Source organism: Maricaulis sp. (genome assembly GCF_039978735.1).
Classification (GTDB): domain Bacteria; phylum Pseudomonadota; class Alphaproteobacteria; order Caulobacterales; family Maricaulaceae; genus Maricaulis.
Genome location: NZ_JBDWAS010000038.1, coordinates 47,105 through 63,389, shown reverse-complemented (window position 1 = coordinate 63,389; position 16,285 = coordinate 47,105). Strand labels below are relative to the sequence as shown.

15 protein-coding genes and 1 tRNA gene are annotated in these 16,285 nt (G+C 60.8%); 2 read left to right on the top strand and 14 right to left on the bottom strand.

Annotation, left to right across the window (positions count from 1 at the left end; translation table 11 throughout):
* Positions 1-85: 85 nt before the first annotated feature.
* Positions 86-793 carry an SIMPL domain-containing protein gene (locus ABJO18_RS10535; RefSeq protein ID WP_291885477.1) on the bottom strand — a complete coding sequence of 236 codons (708 nt, stop codon included), beginning with the start codon at positions 791-793 and terminating at the stop codon, positions 86-88.
* Positions 794-993: 200 nt separating this feature from the next.
* Between ABJO18_RS10535 and ABJO18_RS10530 the strand changes: the two genes are divergently transcribed.
* Both ABJO18_RS10530 and ABJO18_RS10525 read left to right on the top strand, forming a co-directional pair.
* Positions 994-1,557 (top strand): hypothetical protein, encoded by a 564-nt coding sequence (locus ABJO18_RS10530; protein WP_348515891.1) that lies wholly within the window; start codon positions 994-996, stop codon positions 1,555-1,557.
* 71 nt (positions 1,558-1,628) lie between these two features.
* Positions 1,629-1,705 (top strand) — tRNA-Ile (locus tag ABJO18_RS10525).
* A gap of 189 nt (positions 1,706-1,894) precedes the next feature.
* Here ABJO18_RS10525 and ABJO18_RS10520 read toward each other — a convergent pair.
* From ABJO18_RS10520 to narI, 13 genes are all read right to left on the bottom strand, one after another.
* The gene (locus ABJO18_RS10520; protein WP_348515890.1) at positions 1,895-2,506 is read right to left on the bottom strand and encodes a CRISPR-associated endonuclease Cas3''; all 612 of its coding nucleotides are present in this window, start codon (positions 2,504-2,506) and stop codon (positions 1,895-1,897) included.
* 411 nt (positions 2,507-2,917) lie between these two features.
* On the bottom strand, positions 2,918-4,120 hold the full coding sequence (locus ABJO18_RS10515) for an NnrS family protein (protein ID WP_348515889.1): 1,203 nt from the start codon (positions 4,118-4,120) through the stop codon (positions 2,918-2,920).
* Positions 4,117-4,866, bottom strand: a complete 750-nt coding sequence (locus tag ABJO18_RS10510; protein ID WP_348515888.1) for an ATP-binding cassette domain-containing protein — start codon at positions 4,864-4,866, stop codon at positions 4,117-4,119. Before ABJO18_RS10510 ends, ABJO18_RS10515 begins: the two co-directional genes overlap by 4 nt.
* The gene (locus ABJO18_RS10505) at positions 4,863-5,702 is read right to left on the bottom strand and encodes an ABC transporter permease subunit (protein ID WP_348515887.1); all 840 of its coding nucleotides are present in this window, start codon (positions 5,700-5,702) and stop codon (positions 4,863-4,865) included. Before ABJO18_RS10505 ends, ABJO18_RS10510 begins: the two co-directional genes overlap by 4 nt.
* The gene (locus tag ABJO18_RS10500) at positions 5,683-6,675 is read right to left on the bottom strand and encodes an ABC transporter substrate-binding protein (RefSeq protein WP_348515886.1); all 993 of its coding nucleotides are present in this window, start codon (positions 6,673-6,675) and stop codon (positions 5,683-5,685) included. The genes ABJO18_RS10505 and ABJO18_RS10500 overlap by 20 nt, the downstream gene beginning before the upstream one ends.
* A 3-nt stretch (positions 6,676-6,678) precedes the next feature.
* Positions 6,679-8,940, bottom strand: coding sequence for a TonB-dependent receptor (locus tag ABJO18_RS10495; protein ID WP_348515885.1), 2,262 nt, complete (start codon positions 8,938-8,940; stop codon positions 6,679-6,681).
* A 148-nt stretch (positions 8,941-9,088) separates the two neighbouring features.
* Complete coding sequence (locus tag ABJO18_RS10490) at positions 9,089-9,577, bottom strand: hemerythrin domain-containing protein (RefSeq protein ID WP_348515884.1); 489 nt, start codon at positions 9,575-9,577, stop codon at positions 9,089-9,091.
* Positions 9,578-9,659: 82 nt separating this feature from the next.
* On the bottom strand, positions 9,660-11,969 hold the full coding sequence (locus tag ABJO18_RS10485; protein WP_348515883.1) for an adenosylcobalamin-dependent ribonucleoside-diphosphate reductase: 2,310 nt from the start codon (positions 11,967-11,969) through the stop codon (positions 9,660-9,662).
* Positions 11,970-12,182: 213 nt separating this feature from the next.
* Positions 12,183-13,334: a methyl-accepting chemotaxis protein gene (locus ABJO18_RS10480; RefSeq protein WP_348515882.1), complete on the bottom strand. Its 1,152-nt coding sequence runs from the start codon at positions 13,332-13,334 to the stop codon at positions 12,183-12,185.
* Positions 13,335-13,371: 37 nt separating this feature from the next.
* On the bottom strand, positions 13,372-13,905 hold the full coding sequence (locus tag ABJO18_RS10475) for a PAS domain-containing protein (protein ID WP_348515881.1): 534 nt from the start codon (positions 13,903-13,905) through the stop codon (positions 13,372-13,374).
* Positions 13,906-13,926: 21 nt separating this feature from the next.
* Positions 13,927-14,601 (bottom strand): carbonic anhydrase, encoded by a 675-nt coding sequence (locus ABJO18_RS10470; protein WP_348515880.1) that lies wholly within the window; start codon positions 14,599-14,601, stop codon positions 13,927-13,929.
* Positions 14,602-14,750: 149 nt separating this feature from the next.
* On the bottom strand, positions 14,751-15,584 hold the full coding sequence (locus tag ABJO18_RS10465; protein ID WP_348515879.1) for a peptidylprolyl isomerase: 834 nt from the start codon (positions 15,582-15,584) through the stop codon (positions 14,751-14,753).
* A complete protein-coding gene (gene narI / locus ABJO18_RS10460; protein WP_348515878.1) occupies positions 15,581-16,285 on the bottom strand; it encodes a respiratory nitrate reductase subunit gamma in 705 nt (234 codons plus the stop codon). The genes ABJO18_RS10465 and narI overlap by 4 nt, the downstream gene beginning before the upstream one ends.

Sequence of the window (16,285 nt, the reverse complement as noted above, 5' to 3'; positions counted from 1 at the left end):
GCTGCGCCAGGTCCGAGCCGGAACGCAATAAAGCCCGGGCATCGGCGTGATGCCCGGGCTTTTCATGTCTTGCGGCAGGCCGTGCCTATTCGGCGATGCAGAAATCCGCATTCACCGAGGCGTTGAGCGTCAGCTGGCCGGCGGCGACCGGCGTTGCGGCCATGTCCTCGGCAAAGCTGGCGCGCATCATCACCGGCTGCGGCGAGCCCATATGCGCCTCGCCCATGCGGCGGATACCGCACAGTTCGAAACCGGCGGCGTCGGCAAACAGTTCGGCCTTGGCCAGGAGGTTGGCGATCGCCTGGCGGCGCGCCTCGTCCATGGCATCCTCGGTATTGTCCGAGCCGAAGGTGACATTGTTGATATTGTTCGCACCGGCCTCGACCATGGCGTCGATCACGGCGCCGGTCCGGTCGGTGTCCGTCACCTTTGCGGTGACCGTATTGCGGGCTTCATAGCCGATGATGTTCAGCTCGATCTGGCCCGGTTCACGGCGGTCCGAATAGACCGGCGAGACCGAGAGCTGCGAGGTCTGCATGTCGTTTTCGGCGACACCAGCCTCGCGCAGCGCGGCGAAGACCGCGGCCATCGCCTGGGAATTGGCGCGCATGGCGGCCTGGGCAGTATCGGCGCGGCTGACCACGCCCGAGCTGACCTGGGCATAGTCCGGCGCGAGCTGGACTTCGGCCGTTGCCGACAGCGACAGGGTCGGTTGCGGCTCCTGGATCTGGGCGAAGGCGGAACCGGCCGTCAGGGCGGTCAGGGCGGTGGTGGCGATAAGTGCGCGGAACATGGGTGTCCTCCTGTGATTTCAATATCTGGCGCCAGACTAACACTGCCGCAGCTGAGTGAAGCCTGAATGGCATGGGCTCAATTCGGCCATCAAGATTGCAACGTCTTAATGCGCGTCCGGTTGCAGCAACCGCAAAGGGTATCAATTGGCCACCAGGTGTGATTATCATCCCCGGGCAAGCCTTCTTGGGGGGATATCCGATGGTCCTGCAAATGCCGTTTTCGCCCGGACGCCGTCAGGCGCTGTTCGCCCTGATGGGGATCGTGATTGCCGTTCTCGCCTTTGCCCTGGTCTTCGACCGGCTGGTGCCCGGGCGCAGCGGGGCGGCCTTCGACGACCGGATCGCGCGCAATGCGCTGGCCGCCAACACGCTGGAAAAGGATTTCTCCTCCCTGGTGCGCGACGCCTATCTGATGGCCGTCGCGCCGACGCCGGAGCGGGTCGAGGCCGTGCGGGTCAATCTGGACGAGTTCGAACAGGCCCTGGCCGAAGCCGAGGCCGTCGCCGCGGGCAATGGCGATCATGGCGACACGCTGGCCCGGCTGCGCGAGGACTGGCCGCAATTGCGCGCCCTGATCGAAGCCCGCCTGTCGGACATCGCGGCGCTCGGCGAGACGGGTCGGCGCGACTTCGTCGACACGCTGGCCCGGTTCGACGACACGATGGATGCCCGGATCGAGACCTACCGCACTGCCTCGCGCGCCGAACTGGATGCGGCGCTGGGCGAAGAGGGCGAGGGGGAGACGGGCGCCCCGGATCGCTGATCCGCGCTGCCTGCGGCCGCATCTTGGCTATCCCGCCACAACCCGGTATCGAGAACACACGCCGGAAAGGCGGGCCTGTAGCTCAATTGGTTAGAGCCGGCGGCTCATAACCGCTTGGTTGGGGGTTCGAGTCCCTCCGGGCCCACCATCCTTCGCCCTGCTGTGCGGCGACATTTGAATTGATTCAATTGCCAATTGGTTTGATTCATTTGGTCGTTGAACATGCCGATAAGCTTCTGTTATATATGTATTTTATCAGTCCTCCGTTGAGGGAGCCACTGAGTGGTATGAATCACTCTTGTCGTCATTGGGGCCAGTGAAGGGCATGGCAGTGCGATCAGCCAACTGTGGCCGTGTGAGGCTGGGAGCTAACTTCGCTATGCGAACCTATCGCCCATTGCGCAGCGTGGGCGCGTGCTGCCCATCGAACGTAGAGCTTGTAGGTCCAACGCTGTTCATCTTGCCGAAGGTATTTGTTGGCCGACATAGCTGCTTGGACAAAGTCCGAGAAGTTTGGACTAATCAAGCTCCAAAGCCCAGAGTGCCCAAGACCTATGTATCGCACGATGGCGCGCCCGCTTTTTCGATGCTCTTCCATGAACCTGCGGACGGCATCCAGATGATGCGACCCGACAGAGCCTCCACGACGCGGTGCATCATCCCCCCGTGCTGAGCTGTAGAAACGCTCGGTTTCAAGGAAATCGGCATCGACAAGGCACGAGAACAGCATGCGCGCGAGGAATGCCATTTCGAACCCTGGCGCGATGCCATTGAGTTTTGGCGGATGGAATACGGCTTTCAGCTCGTCCAGGACCGGTAGCCCGATCGCATGATCCCGCCAACCGTCGTAAGGTTTGATAGGTTTTGACAGGCGTCGGGCGAGCGTTCCACCGTCATGGCCCGATCCGTCCATCAGTCCAGCATGATGACCAGCAAGACCAAAAGCCATCAGCTTTCCAACTGTTGGCCCACAAGTTGCGTACGCCTCCTGGGCGCCGGCCGAGCTGTGATCCGGTCCTTTTAGTCCACCTTTGGTTCGGGGCTGGCGATGTCGTCGGCAGCGACAAGGGCGGGCTCACCGGACGGTTACGATGCGAACACCGATGCCGTGTTACCAACGGCGATAGGGTGTGCTGCTAACGTTTCCCAATCGGCTTCATCGGCACCCTCAATGGAGTGAGCAAATATATCGATGTTGGCCCCCATTGCGCTGTACTATCCACCGTATGAGGGTGCTTGGTATAGGGTACGACCCTTGGCCTTTCGTTCAAGATCGCCGATTTCAGTACCGCTTAGCTGGTCCGGAGTGATCCACAGGTAACATTTCGCGTATAAGGGCGAAGTATGAATAGGCGCGCTGCTATTCTGCCGTCTCGTCGTCGTGGTGTGCCGAGGTTACGGTCGCGAAGCTCGGCCAGTATTCTCGAAGCCAGATCAGGAAGGCCACGGCCCAAGTCGTTGAAGCGAGCCCGTGGGCCGGCCCTGGGGGAACAAGGCCGAAGTCAGGCAATATGCGCAGCAGAAGTGCGGCCAACAGCAAGCCGAAAGCCGCCCGCACCCAGACGGACAACCTTAAGACCTGACCGGTGTGGAGCTTGCCGGCGATCGAAAAGACGCCAAGCACAGCTCCGCCCAGCCCGCCCATTGCAAGCGTGTGTATGCCGGAGACTTCGAGCCCCCCTGCGCCCAGCCGGGCACATCCGGTGAGGATCAGTCCGATCCCGGCCAGGGCGGCAGATCCCGACAGGGCGAGAATTTCCAGCCTGAAGAAGGCTTTGCCGATGAAAGACTCCGCAACACGATCAAGGAAGGCCGCACCACAGGCAATGAAGAGATATCCGGTGACATCGGCAGACGCCCCGGCCAGCTCTGCGACGATCAGAACGGCGATGAGCCCAGCTGCGAGGTGCCGACGGCCGGGGTGGGGTCTGAAGGGGGCGGTCGTTTGGTCCGGATCCAGAATGCGATTTGTGATTGGAGGCGTGATCCGCGCAAGGGCGAGACTCAGGAGGGCCGAATAGGCGAGGAGGGCAATCCAAAGAGACTGGCGAGCCAGGGCTTCGTTCTGAACGATCATGCCCCAACGCAAGGCGGTCTCGGAAACCAGCAATGCGGCCAGCCACACCGCGAACCCGTTGAGTGAGGGCGTTCTGGCGCGCCACCCCGTTCCGATGATGAATCCAACAAGCGTTGAGAGCCACACCAGATCGGCGAGCGCCGCCATCGGCAGGGCCAGATCAACACCGGCAAGGCCGGCGATCCGCGCGATCAGCCATACGGCTGCGAGCCCTAGTATGAGACGGGGCCCGGTGCGCGGCGTATTCGTCCACTCCGGAACGGCGGTCAGAATGAAGCCGATCAGAGCTGCACCGAAGGTGCCGAACAGCATTTCATGGGCATGCCACAACGAGACCGGCAGGTCGGGGCGTCCCGGCAGGTCGAGGGCGAAAATCCAGGTCCATAGAAACGGCCAGAGCGCGCCGTGCAAGGCCGCAAGAGGAAAGAAGAGGCGTAGAGCCTCCTCTGTCAGGGCCTGGCGGACCTGTGAGCCCAATACCGTCATACCGCCCTCCGGTTTTCGACGTTGTTGAGGTCGGCAAAGAGCGGGTCGGTGGCAAGATAGGTTTCGGCCAGGTCGAAAGCCGACCGGGCATCGCGCTGCAGCGGAATGCCATCGGGTTGCCGCTCGCCGGCCAGACCGGAACCGTCCGCGGACAGGACCAGTATGCGGTGAGCTATCTGGACAGCCTCCACCAGGTCATGCGTCACAAAGAAGAGGCCCGCCCGGTGGCCGAGCAGACGTTCCAGGACGAGCTGCTGCAAACGCCGGCGAAGGCCCACATCCAGGGCACTGAAGGGCTCATCAAGGAAGACGAAATCGGGTTGGACGGCCAGCGCACGCGCAATGGCGACCCGCTGCCGCATGCCGCCTGACAACTCCACCGGATACTTTTCGAGATCGTCGTGATCGAGATCGACCAACCCGGCGACATCGGCAATCCGGGCATCGCGCTCGGCTCTCCGGACACCTCGCTGCCGCAGGCCAAAGCCAATATTGTCTGCGGCAGTCGCCCAAGGCAGCAGACGCGGGTCCTGGAATACCATAGCGTGCCGCCGATACCGTCGTTTCACTTGCCCACGCAGCGGCGTCACGAGCCCGGACGCGATCTGCAGGAGTGTGGTCTTGCCCGAGCCGGACGGTCCGAGCAGTGCAACGCATTCGCCGGCTTCGATCCGCATTGAGACGGCATCCAGCACGGTCCGGCCGAAATAGGCATGCCCCACACGATCAAGTGATATCCGGCTCACCGTTTCACCCCCCACGGCTGAGCAGCCCTGCGCCACCTTTCGAACTCGCTGCGAACGGGGTGGATGAGCCCGTATTCCACGCACATCAGCACGGCGACCGCGATCAGGATCCAGGCCAGGGCCCGGCCGACATCGAGCGTTGCGCGGGCATCGGCCAGGGCCCCGCCAATGCCACCGGCATTCGTCAGCAATTCGGCCATCACGGCGACCTTGAACGCCGTGCCGGTCGCCATCCGAAGCGCCGGAAACAGGGCTGGAAGGACCTGCCGGAGACCTATTCCCGCAAACCGGGATACCGGACCGGCTCCGAACAGGCGTGCCATGTCGTCTAGGCCACGATCTCGTCCGACCACACCTTCGGAGCTGCCCACAAAGAGGAGCGGGGCTGCTGCCGTAACCACCGTCACGATGATGGTGGTGTCGGAGGATCCGAACCAGATCATTACGAGGACGATCCACGCGATCGGCGGCACACCCAGGAGCACCGTCAGGACCGGCCGGGCGACGCGCATGGCGGCGGCCGAGTATCCACAGAGCATGCCCAGTACGCCGCCGACGAAAAGGGAGAGAGCCAGCCCCGCCAGAGCGCGGCGTGTGGTTGCTGCAATCGTGGCGAGATTATTGCCGTCCGTGGCAATCGCGACGACGCCCCTCGCTACGCTTGTCGGAGCGGGCAGGACGAAGTCGCCAAACACCTCGTGGCCCCATTGCCAGACGGCGGCTATCAGGGCGAGTGCAACGACACCCGTCCAAGCAGACCAGGCAAAGGCGCCGAGGTCACCGATCCGGCGCGCTGCCCTGGCGGTAATGCGGCGGCTAGAGATAGAAGCCGTCATCGGGAAGACGTCCGCCAAGGATGTCGGTGTCCAGTGTGTGAATGGCAGAGAAATATGCCTGCACTTCATCCCGTGCCTGAGTGGCTGACACGCTGACAAGATTAGAATGGGGGATTGATGCCTCGAGGATCGGGGCTGGCAAGTGGAATGTGGAGGCTGCGGCGTGCGCGGCATCTCCGGGTGAGGAGAGTGTGCGCCGGGTCGCTTCGACCAGTGCCGGGCCAAAGCGGCTGAATTCATCCGCGTGCTCATCATGAAACTGGCCGAGGACGGCAAGACCGGCCTGTGGAAGGCTGGCGTCAGAACCCGCGATGTCCTGCCACGCGCTCTGAACGTCGATCTTGCGTTCCAGGTGCCGGCCCATGACAGACGCCGCGGCAATGACAGCAGATACGGCCGGTTCGGGAACGAAGGCGGCGTCGACCTGGCCGGTTAGAAGCAGCTGCGTCGCTTCAACGGGTGAGCCTGTTGCGCGCACGGTCAGGTCCGAGTCCGGATCGAGTCCGTGATGATCGAGCAATCGTCTGAGAATGATGTCCGGCGCGTCCTTTCTGTAGGGAACTGCTAGCCGGAGGCCGGCGAGCGAGGGGATATCGCTGAGCACTTCGTTGTCGGACACGATGTAGAGGAGGCCGCGCGTCATGATGTTGAACAGCCTGATGTCCTGCCCCCGGTTGTACAAGTTTGCGGCTGTATTCAACGGCATGACGGAGATCTGCATCGAACCGGATGTCAGACCGGCGCGAAGCTCGTCGGGACTGCGCCATGCTGCGATGGAAGCCTCTGGGAAGGCTTGCTGAAGAAGACCGTCTTGTGCGGCAAGGGCCAGGATGATGCTGGGCCCTGCTGGTGGACCCCATATGCGAGGGCCTCCTATACCCGCATTGCCGCGAGGCGAGCAGGCCGTGGCCGCCAACGCAGCCCCGGCGGTCAGGACGTGTCGTCGCGACAGTGTGGCACGGGTATAGTCCATGGTTCAGAACTCCAGACTCAGGCCGGCATAGAAGGCGCGTCCGTCACCGGGCAGGTAGGCGGCCTGATCGGGGCGCGCGACATCGACGACAAGCGTCGAACTGGCATAGGTTTCGTCGGTGATGTTGCGCCCTTCCAGGAAGATCGACCAGGTATCGGTCGGCCGGAAGACCGCGCGCAGGTCGAACGTCGCATAGGCGTCGTTGTAAAGCTCATTCAAATTGTCGACCGGCGTGGCGTCGGGGAGCCAGTGTGAGCTGGCGCCGAGCGCAAGCCGTGGCGTGATGGCATAGTTGAGCGCGATATTGACGACGTGTGGCGGAACGCCGGCCAGATTATTGTCGCCACGTACGGGGTCGTCGTGAAAGCGGAAGTCCTGATAGACATAGGCCAGACGGGCCGTGAAACGGTCTGTCACAGATGCACTTGCGCCAAGCTCGATTCCGAAATGTCGGGTTTCACCGGCATTGATGGCGCCAAGAGATGCGCCCGTTTCATCGCGCAGGTTGAGCAGCTCGTTGTCTAGCCACGAGTAGTATGCCAGGGCATCGAAGCGGAGCTCGCCGCGTTGACCACGCCAGCCCACTTCCAGCGTTTCCCCACTCTGGGCCCTGAGCGTAGGGGTCGAGAATACGGCGGCCTGAAGACCGGGATTGCCTGGATTCGGCCGCCCTGCGGATGAGTTCGGAGTTCCGTTCACCGTGGCGATCAGGTCGTTGTGGGACGGGGGCTCGAACGTGTGGCTCACCGCCAGGAAGAGATAGTCGCGCTCATTGGGAGACCAGCTCAGGGCGAGCGCAGGGCTGATTTCGCTGTAGTCCCGGTCATAGCTGTAGTCGACGGTCGCGATCGCACCGTCGGGAAGGCGCATGTCGGGATTCATCGGACTGAATGCGAGGGTCGGCCGTGTCGCGTTCTCGTAGAGGTCGTCGAAGCGACGCTCGGCATGCGCATAGGACAGCGAGGGGGAAAGTGTGAAATCTCCGGCGACCGGAATGTTTGCGTTGATGTTGACGCTATAGGTCGCCGCTTCCAGCTCACCGGTGCCGAACAGGGCCCCGCGGTGTCCGGCCGCGTTCAGATAATAGTCGCGGTCGGCACTGCCGACAGAGATGTGCGTCGTCATCTCGAGCAGGGGCAGGGCGCCGTTGTCGGCCGCGTAGGCGTAGCGGAGCATCAGATTGGTATCGCCGCCATCGGTGACACGTTCGCCTGACGGGATCGGGAACATGAAACTGTCGTCGGATTGCACATGGCTCACCGCGGCATCAAGCGAATGGCGGTCAAAAGATGCGGTCGTCCGGCTGCCGATCCAGTAGAGCGTCGTGTCGCGACGTGGCTGGTCCCGAACGACATTGGGGCCCGGATTGCGGGGAACACCTCCGACGATCTCCGGACCCGTCCAGACCTGGGTCGGATCGGCCTCCAATGCCACGATGTTGAGGGGGCCGGCCACATCGAAGCTGTTTTCGACGTATCCACCGAGAAAACGGGTTTCTACCGTCTCGTTCCAATCGACCGTGAAGGCCAGATGGGCATTGCTGCGTTCCGAACCGTTGTAGTCGCGGAAACCGTCTCGCTCTGTGTGGCTTGCCGCAGCCAGCGCCGACCAGCGCTCGCCCGCCCATCCGGTCTGGACACTCGCAAAGGCATGACCGTATTCGCCGACCTCGACGGCAGCGCGCGTGCCGGCGGCGTCGCCCTCGGGCAAGACGAAATTGACGGCGCCACCCAGCACCGTAGAGCCGAGCCGATTGGCGGTGTATCCGCGAAACACCTCGATGAAGGCCGATTGCCGGGGATCCACGAGGCCGACCACGTAGGAACCGTCCGCCCGGTTGAGTGGCAAACCGTCCTGGAGAAACAATACGCCGCGTTCGACGGGGTTCTGCTGAAGGCCGGATCCGCGGATTTGAAGGCGCGGCTGGTCGTTTGCTCCGAAGAAATCCTGCACGACGACACCGGGGGCCGCCGAAAGGGCGTCGGAGAGCTTCACATTGGCGAGTTGCGCAATGTCAGCCGTGTCGATGACACTGGCGCCCCCCGCCGTGATTTCGGCGCGCACGCGGGCAATGTCCAGGGCTGAAGGGCGATGGCCGAGAACGACGATTGTTTCCGTGGCGTTGTCGCTATGCCCACCGGGAAAAACAGACTGGGGCTCGGCCGCGCCTCCGGCCGCGAGCGCCATGAATAATCCAGAGGACATAGCCGTGGTCATCAAGGCTGCGGAGCGGGGTTCGGGACGGTTGGACAGCATACTGGACATGAGACACCTCTGAGCGCGTCAAACAACGTCGGCCGCGGCGTTGTTTGATAAAAGTCAAGAAGTGCTTACGTGTTATGCGAATGCGTATCAATTGCGACAAACTGCCACTGCACGGTCTGTCGATGGGGTGCGTCCGCTTGATTCAGCATCACGTTTCGGCGGAAGCATCGGTCTTGAACTGGGGGAACAGAACCTCGTTTTCCAGATGAATATGCGCTTCCAGATCGTCGATGAAAATCTGCAGCTTCTCGTAGAGTACGGTCCAGGTTCGGCAGGCGTTGACAGGAAGCCGGAGATTGTTCGTGAGCCGTCTCAGCTCCGCTATTTCCGCTGAATGGTCGTCGTGATCGCTCCGCATCACAGAAATGGGATGCTGGATGCCCGGCCCGGCACCTTGGCGCATTGCAGGAAAGAGGATGAGTTCCTCCTTCTTCATGTGGACTTCCAGTTCGCCGTACATGCGGTGCAGCAGAACCGACAGGCCGGCGGGAACACCAGGGGCTTGGGCGTGAACGGATTCAACACGCACGGCGAGTTCGACAAGCTCGGGAAGCTGTTCGCGATGTCGCGTATGAAACCGGGTTTCAATGTACTGCGTGAGAGCCGCAGGATCGTTGGCAGGTGGGGCCTCAATCATGGTCAGTCTCCTGATGTTACACGACGATGGAACGCGAATGTCGGGGAGAGCCGGGATCGTCCCATGCCTCGCCCTCGTTTGCTCAACTGCACTTGGAGAAGCCACAGCACGTACAGGTGTCACAGCCCTCCATTTTTACGATCGATGGTTGATGACACTTCGGGCACATCGCGCTTTGGAGGGGCGGAGAAACCTCGTCGATCTGCATCGCCGCGACATCATCTCGTTGCGCATCGGACAGGATCTCGATCGGCAAGCGGTCCGCTTCCAGTGCGTTCAGATGGCGCTCGATTACGCCGCCGATCACCGCAAGAAGACTGGGCGCATAGCGTCCACCCACGAATGCTCCGCCCTGAGGGTCGAACACCGCCTTCAGCTCTTCGGCGACAAACATGACATTGCCGCCCCGGCGGAAGACCGCAGAAATCATCCGGGTCAACGCCAGTGTCCAAGCATAGTGTTCCATATTTTTGGAGTTGATAAAGATCTCGAACGGGCGCCGACGATGCCGCTGCCCGCCGATCTCGTCGTCTATCTCTTCAACGATATCGTTGATGGTGACGTAGATCGCGTGCTCACTGTGCGGCCAGCGCAGCTTGTAGGTCTGGCCGGGCAGCTCTTCCGGCCGCCGCACGTGCTCATACCCGACGGTCTGGGACGTCTGTTCGGTCACAGGCTCCTCGGCCTTGTCGTCATTCTTCTTGGATAGAACCGACCCGGTTGTGTCGTTGGGACGGTAAGTCGTGCATCCCTTGCAGCCCAAATCGTAGGCCATGCGATAGACATCCTTGAAGGACTGGAAGGAGATGTCGCGCGGCAGGTTGATCGTCTTGCTGATAGAGCTGTCGACCCACTTCTGGGCCGTGGCCTGCATAACCACGTGTTCTCGCGGGGTGAGACCATCGGCTTCGACAAAATAGTCCGGCAGCTCCGTGTCTTCGTCGTGCAAAGACCGGAAGACGAGATAGGCGTAGTCGTGAATTTCCTCCTCGATATGGAATCCGTCGTTCTGGAGAACCTTCCGGTTGAACGTGTAGCCGAACACGGGCTCCACACCGCCGCTGGTATTGTTGGCATAGAGCGAGATCGTCCCCGTTGGTGCGATCGATGTCAGGTGGCTGTTCCGGATGCCATGCTCGACGATGAGGTCGCGCACATCGTCATCGAGTGTCTGGACCATCGGCGCCCTGAGGAATTGCTCTGCTTCGTAGAGCGGGAACGCGCCCTTCTCCTTCGCGAGCAACGCACTGGTCCGGTAGGCCGAATTGGTCAGGGCCGACAGCCAGCAATCGGCTTCCGCAACCGCCTGCTCTGAACCATAACGCAGGCCGCACATGATGAGAGCGTCGGCGAGGCCGGTGATGCCCAGGCCCAGGCGGCGCTTGTTTAGCGCCTCTTCCTGCTGTTTTCGGAGTGGGAAGTTGCTGGCATCAATGACATTGTCCATCATCCGTATCGCCGTGGACACACAGTCCCGCATCGCGTCCAGATTCAGCCGCGCATTCTCGGTGAAGGGCGCCTCCACGAACCGGCTCAGATTGATCGAGCCCAACAGACAGGCCCCATAAGGGGGCAGGGGCTGTTCACCACAGGGATTGGTCGCTGCAATGTCTTCCAGCCAGGCCAGATTGTTCGCAGCGTTGACCCGATCGATGAAGATGACGCCCGGTTCGGCGTAGTTGTAGGTCGCCTTCATAATGGCGTCCCATAGATCTCGCGCCTGAATGGTGTCGTAGACTTTGCCGTTGAAGTGCAACGGCCATTCTGCATCCTTGTCGATCGCCTCGATCAAAGCGTCGCTCACAAGGACCGACAGGTTGAACATACGCAGGCGGCTTCCGTCCTTCTTGGCATCGATGAAAGACAGAATGTCCGGGTGATCGTCGCGCATGACCCCCATCATCGCACCGCGCCGGGTGCCTGCGCTCATGATCGTCCGACACATGGCGTCCCAGACGTCCATGAAGGTCAGGGGACCGCTGGCGTCTGCAGCAACACCGGCGACAGGTGTCCCCTTGGGACGTATGGTCGAGAAGTCATAGCCGATACCGCCACCCTGCTGCATGGTGAGAGCGGCCTCCTTGAGCATGTCAAAAATGCCCTCAAGGCTGTCAGGTATGGTGCCCATGACGAAGCAGTTGAAGAGCGTCACGCTGCGCCCCGTGCCGGCACCCGACACGATGCGGCCCGCAGGGAGAAAGCGGAAATCCTCCAAAGCGTTTCGGAATGCCTTCTTCCAGAAGGCGGCCTTCTTTCCTTCAACGCGCGAAAGCGTATGGGCTACGCGGTCCCAAGTGTCTTCCAGCGTTGTGTCGATCGGCGAACCGTCCGGATTCTTGAAGCGGTACTTCATCTCCCAGATATCCGTCGAAATTTTTTGCAAAGCGATCATGGCTCTCTCGTTCGCGCCGGGCGCAGGCGGTACCGCCATCAACCGGAAGAAGCGCTGTTCCTAGCTTCAAAGAACGAGAGTTATGCGGGGGTTTGGGTTGTGGTGATTTGCCCTAGAACAATTCACGCCATCACAGCCCAATGCGAGGATCGAGCCTACACATGCACCTGGAAGCCGAGATCCGCGAGTACGCGGACCGGGGAGATCTGTCGCTTAGATCACGGTGTGCACTTCACTTAGAAATGCCTCTACGACACGCCTCATCGATGTGCTCCTTTCGGCCAGGTCCGAAGAAGCATTTCTCACGCCGACTGCAATCGTACCGGAGCTGCTGGCCGTATGATTGATCGCAGCGATATTGGAACTGACTGCGGATGTTCCCTCTGCTGCACGCTCGATGTTGCGTGCAACCTCGCAGGTCGCTGCCCGCTGCTCTTCAATTGCAGCGGCTATTGCGGCGGATGCTTCATCGAGAAGGTGCATCCTGGCTTGGATATCCCGGAAGGAGTGGATCACCTGACTGCTGACAGATTGTATGTCTGCAATCTGGGTCTTGATCCTCTCCGTTGCGCTCGCTGATTGCCCAGCCAGTTCCTTGACCTCTGATGCGACGACAGCAAACCCGCGTCCCGCTTCGCCAACCCTGGCGGCCTCGATACTGGCGTTCAAGGCAAGCAAGTCAGTCTGCTCGGCAATTTCCGCTATGAGCCCGACGATTTCTCCGATCCGGGTCGAAGACGACTCCAGTGCTTTCAGGTCCGACATCGTTCTTTCGAACTCTCGCATGGTGTCGGTTGTCGTGCGTGACGACTGCAGGACCTGCTCGCTGATTTCCTGTGCCGAGTTGGTCATTTCTTCCGTGGCAGCCGCTACCGAAGCAACGTTTTCAGATGCTTGTTTCGCGGCGGCAGAAACCGTACCGGCCTGTTCGCAGGTTGAGGAAACTCCGGCCTCCAACTTTTGCGCAGATTGTTCCAGTTCGGCGGCCGTCGTTGCGACCGACCCGACCACGCTCTCCATCTGACCGTCAAAGGTCTCGACAACCCGTCCGAATTCGCTGACGCGGATCTCTATGGAAGCCATGGCGGCATTGACGCTGCGACTCGCTTCGCCGAAGGCGCCTGTCATGCCTCGCTCGGAAATGCGTCGGAAGTACTTGTTAGCCGCTACATACTCCAGTGAGGCTCGTGACTCCCTCACATAGGCATCCGTCCGATCGATCAAACGATTGATTGCGTGGAGCAGACGTCCGGCTTCACCGGTCTCGACGATATTGACGATACGAGCATCGAAGTCGCCGTCGGCGACAGCCTCGCAGACACCTATCGCGCGACGGATCGCGGATCTGTATTGATTTGACAACATGTTGGCCGATCCTGATGGAAAAGGGGCAGGTCCTTGTCTATGCCGCTCGCACGCGCGCAATGAATTCGTCGTATTGTAGGGCTTTTTCCTCAAGCAGCTTCGAGATCATAGAGGTCGATGCTGCGAGCCCATCGCGTCGATTGGTGTGCCGCTGCTCTTCGGCAAGAAGCTCTCGATACAAGGGCCAGACGATCTCGCCTATGATCGAGGGATCAGCCACCCGCCGGTTTGAATGATAGCCGTTGATCTCGCCGGACTTGTCGCGGCTCGGTGTAACGTGCGCATCAACCCAGTAGTGATCGCCGTTCTTGCTGCGGTTCAGGACGTAGGCAAATATCTCGTGTCCGCCCTGAACCGTGTCCCAGAGCAGCTTGAAAACGCATCTCGGCATTTGAGGATGTCGTATCAGGCTATGTGGCTGACCAAGGCATTCTTTCTCAGTGTATCCGGATATCCGCAGAAAGACATCGTTGCAGTAGGTCAGCCTCCCCTTGAGGTCGGTTTTGCTGACTATGATTTCGTCTTCACCGAAAAACCTTTCGGCGCCTGTGAGTACTACGTCCCGGGTCACGTGTGGCTTCCCCCGTCCTGACTAGAATTGCTGGGAATGTAGGTGGCCGCAGGGCGAGCCGAGTTGCGCACTCAAGCGCTGAGGAAAGTGATCCGCAAGATCGGAGAAGGACGCGATCGTCACTTCCAGATTGCGCAGAAGACCGTTTCCGACAGCATAGATCCAACCATGAACGCAGACCGGCTGCTCCCTGCGCCAAGCGTCATGAATAATCGGGTTGCAGGCGACATTCCGGACTTGTGCAACGACATTGGCCTCGCAGAGTTTAGCCAGCCGGCGCTCCTCGTTGCGTATCCTCAACAGGTATTCGGCAAACTCGTCGGCCACGTCCCGGATGGGCTGAAGCCAGTGGTCGATCAAGCCGTGCCGTTCCCCCGACATCGCTGCCGCGACCCCGCCGCATCCATAGTGACCACATACGATCACATGGCGCACCTTGAGGTGCTCCACGGCAAATTGAAGAACCGACAGGAAATTGGCGTCGCTGGGACAGGCGAGGTTGGCGACATTGCGGTGCACGAAGAGTTCACCGGGGTCCAGGCCGACAATATCGTTGGCGGGAACGCGGCTGTCCGAGCAGCCAATCCAGAGGTATTCTGGTGTCTGCTGTGCCACCAGGCGGGCGAAAAAGCCCGGATCCTGCGCCGTCTTACCCGTCGCCCAGCGCCTATTGTTGTCCAGCAGATCTTCAATCACTACAGCGCTCCCCAGACCATCAGGCTATGTCCAAAGAATTGCCCCGGGCGACCGTTTCCGGGCTGATCGCCCCGGGGCAAGGCGTGCATGATGCGGCACGCAAGCAGGTTCAATGCACTTCAGATTTCCAAAAGGGGAGCGTACTCGGCTCACTGCACGAGCGGCGAACTGGCACCGTTCAGTTCGACCCCCTCGATCCGGGCCTCGCCGACAACGAGCGAAACAAACTGTGCAACAGCACGCCGCCAGCTAGCATCTCGAAGAAATTCTTCGACCAGTGGGCGTGCCAGCTCGAATTCCGGAACATAGCCCCGTTCCATCCGGTCCACGCGGATAATGTGAAAACCGTACGGTGTCTCGACCGGCTCCCGGGTCATTTCTCCCGGTCCCAATTGAAACATTGCGCGTTCGAAGTCCGGCGTTGTCTGCCCCTTTGTGACCTGACCGAGACGGCCACCGTCGGAAGAGGAGGGACAGTCTGACCGGTCCCGTGCGATCCGCTCGAAATCATGTGGTTGTTCGGTCAGATGAGCGATCAGGGCACAGGTCTCGTTCCGGCACTTTTCATAGTTCTTCGTATCGTCCCGGTGGGCCTGGATCAGGATGTGAGCCGGCTCATAAAGATCCGCGGTGCGAAGCTTGTTGCGGTTGTTTTCGTAGTAGCGTCGGCAACTGTCTTCGTCGGGTTCGGGCGTCGTGACCTCCTGCTCCACAAGAGCGCGGATTCGGGCGTCCTCGTGCGTTTCAAGCTTGCCGCTGTCAACGGCCTGTGGTGCGGCCTCAATTTCGCGCCGCTCCGCCATCTGGAGCAGGGCTTCACGGATCACCAGCGCTTCCGCTGCTGCTTGCCAAGCCACTTCCGGCCGTGAGGCCGGATGGTTCTGTGTCTCCTGAGCGATCGCTTGCGCAGAGATCGTCACGCCGTTCACCTTCACCGGTGCGGGCGGTTTTTTGTCGGTGTCGATCAAAGAGTGGCGGCTCATTTCATTGCTCCCGGGACAGGCCGGCGCCGCACGACCTGATACCCGCGGCGGAAGATGAAGCGAACCGGAGCGCTGAAAATGTGAATCAGTCGCGTGAAAGGGAAGACGAGGAAAATCGTCAGGCCCAAGAAGAGATGCGCCTTGAAGATCCAGTGCGCGTGGAGAATGTAGCTCGAGGCGGCGAAGTCGAAGGTGAATATGCCCTGAGCCCACTCCATGAATGTCACCATCTCGTGTCCGTCCAGATGGTTTACGGAGACGAAGATGGTACCTAGCCCCAGCAGGAGCTGGATATAGAGAATGATCAGAATAGCATTGTCCGCGAAGCTGGATGTGGCACGGATCCTCGCGTCGAACAGACGCCGATGAAGCAGCAGGCTTGCGCCGGCCAGGGCCATCAGGCCGGCCAACCCGCCGGCAATAATCGCAAGAAGTTGTTTGGCTGTATGGCTGATGCCCAGCGCGTCGAAAATCTCGATCGGGGTGAGCAGGCCGACGAAGTGACCAGCGAAGATGACCAGCACCCCGATGTGGAACAGCACGGATCCGGTCACCAGCTGCCGGCGGCGCAACAACTGGCTTGACCCGGCGCGCCACGAGTATGGCTCGCGATCATAGCGGATGATCGACCCGATCGCGAAAACCGAGAGGGCGATGTACGGATAGATCCCGAACAGGGCGGTGTGGAAAAATTCGCTCAT

Excerpts from the sequence above, each read along its gene's own strand:
- ABJO18_RS10515 (WP_348515889.1), bottom strand. The coding sequence starts at position 4,120 with ATGACGGTATTGGGCTCACAGGTCCGCCAGGCCCTGACAGAGGAGGCT.
- ABJO18_RS10500 (WP_348515886.1), bottom strand. The coding sequence starts at position 6,675 with ATGGACTATACCCGTGCCACACTGTCGCGACGACACGTCCTGACCGCC.
- ABJO18_RS10480 (WP_348515882.1), bottom strand. The coding sequence starts at position 13,334 with ATGTTGTCAAATCAATACAGATCCGCGATCCGTCGCGCGATAGGTGTC.
- narI (WP_348515878.1), bottom strand. The coding sequence starts at position 16,285 with ATGAGCGAATTTTTCCACACCGCCCTGTTCGGGATCTATCCGTACATC.
- ABJO18_RS10505 (WP_348515887.1), bottom strand. The coding sequence starts at position 5,702 with ATGACGGCTTCTATCTCTAGCCGCCGCATTACCGCCAGGGCAGCGCGC.
- ABJO18_RS10490 (WP_348515884.1), bottom strand. The coding sequence starts at position 9,577 with ATGATTGAGGCCCCACCTGCCAACGATCCTGCGGCTCTCACGCAGTAC.
- ABJO18_RS10485 (WP_348515883.1), bottom strand. The coding sequence starts at position 11,969 with ATGATCGCTTTGCAAAAAATTTCGACGGATATCTGGGAGATGAAGTAC.
- ABJO18_RS10530 (WP_348515891.1), top strand. The coding sequence starts at position 994 with ATGGTCCTGCAAATGCCGTTTTCGCCCGGACGCCGTCAGGCGCTGTTC.
- ABJO18_RS10520 (WP_348515890.1), bottom strand. The coding sequence starts at position 2,506 with ATGGCTTTTGGTCTTGCTGGTCATCATGCTGGACTGATGGACGGATCG.
- ABJO18_RS10495 (WP_348515885.1), bottom strand. The coding sequence starts at position 8,940 with ATGTCCAGTATGCTGTCCAACCGTCCCGAACCCCGCTCCGCAGCCTTG.
- ABJO18_RS10465 (WP_348515879.1), bottom strand. The coding sequence starts at position 15,584 with ATGAGCCGCCACTCTTTGATCGACACCGACAAAAAACCGCCCGCACCG.
- ABJO18_RS10535 (WP_291885477.1), bottom strand. The coding sequence starts at position 793 with ATGTTCCGCGCACTTATCGCCACCACCGCCCTGACCGCCCTGACGGCC.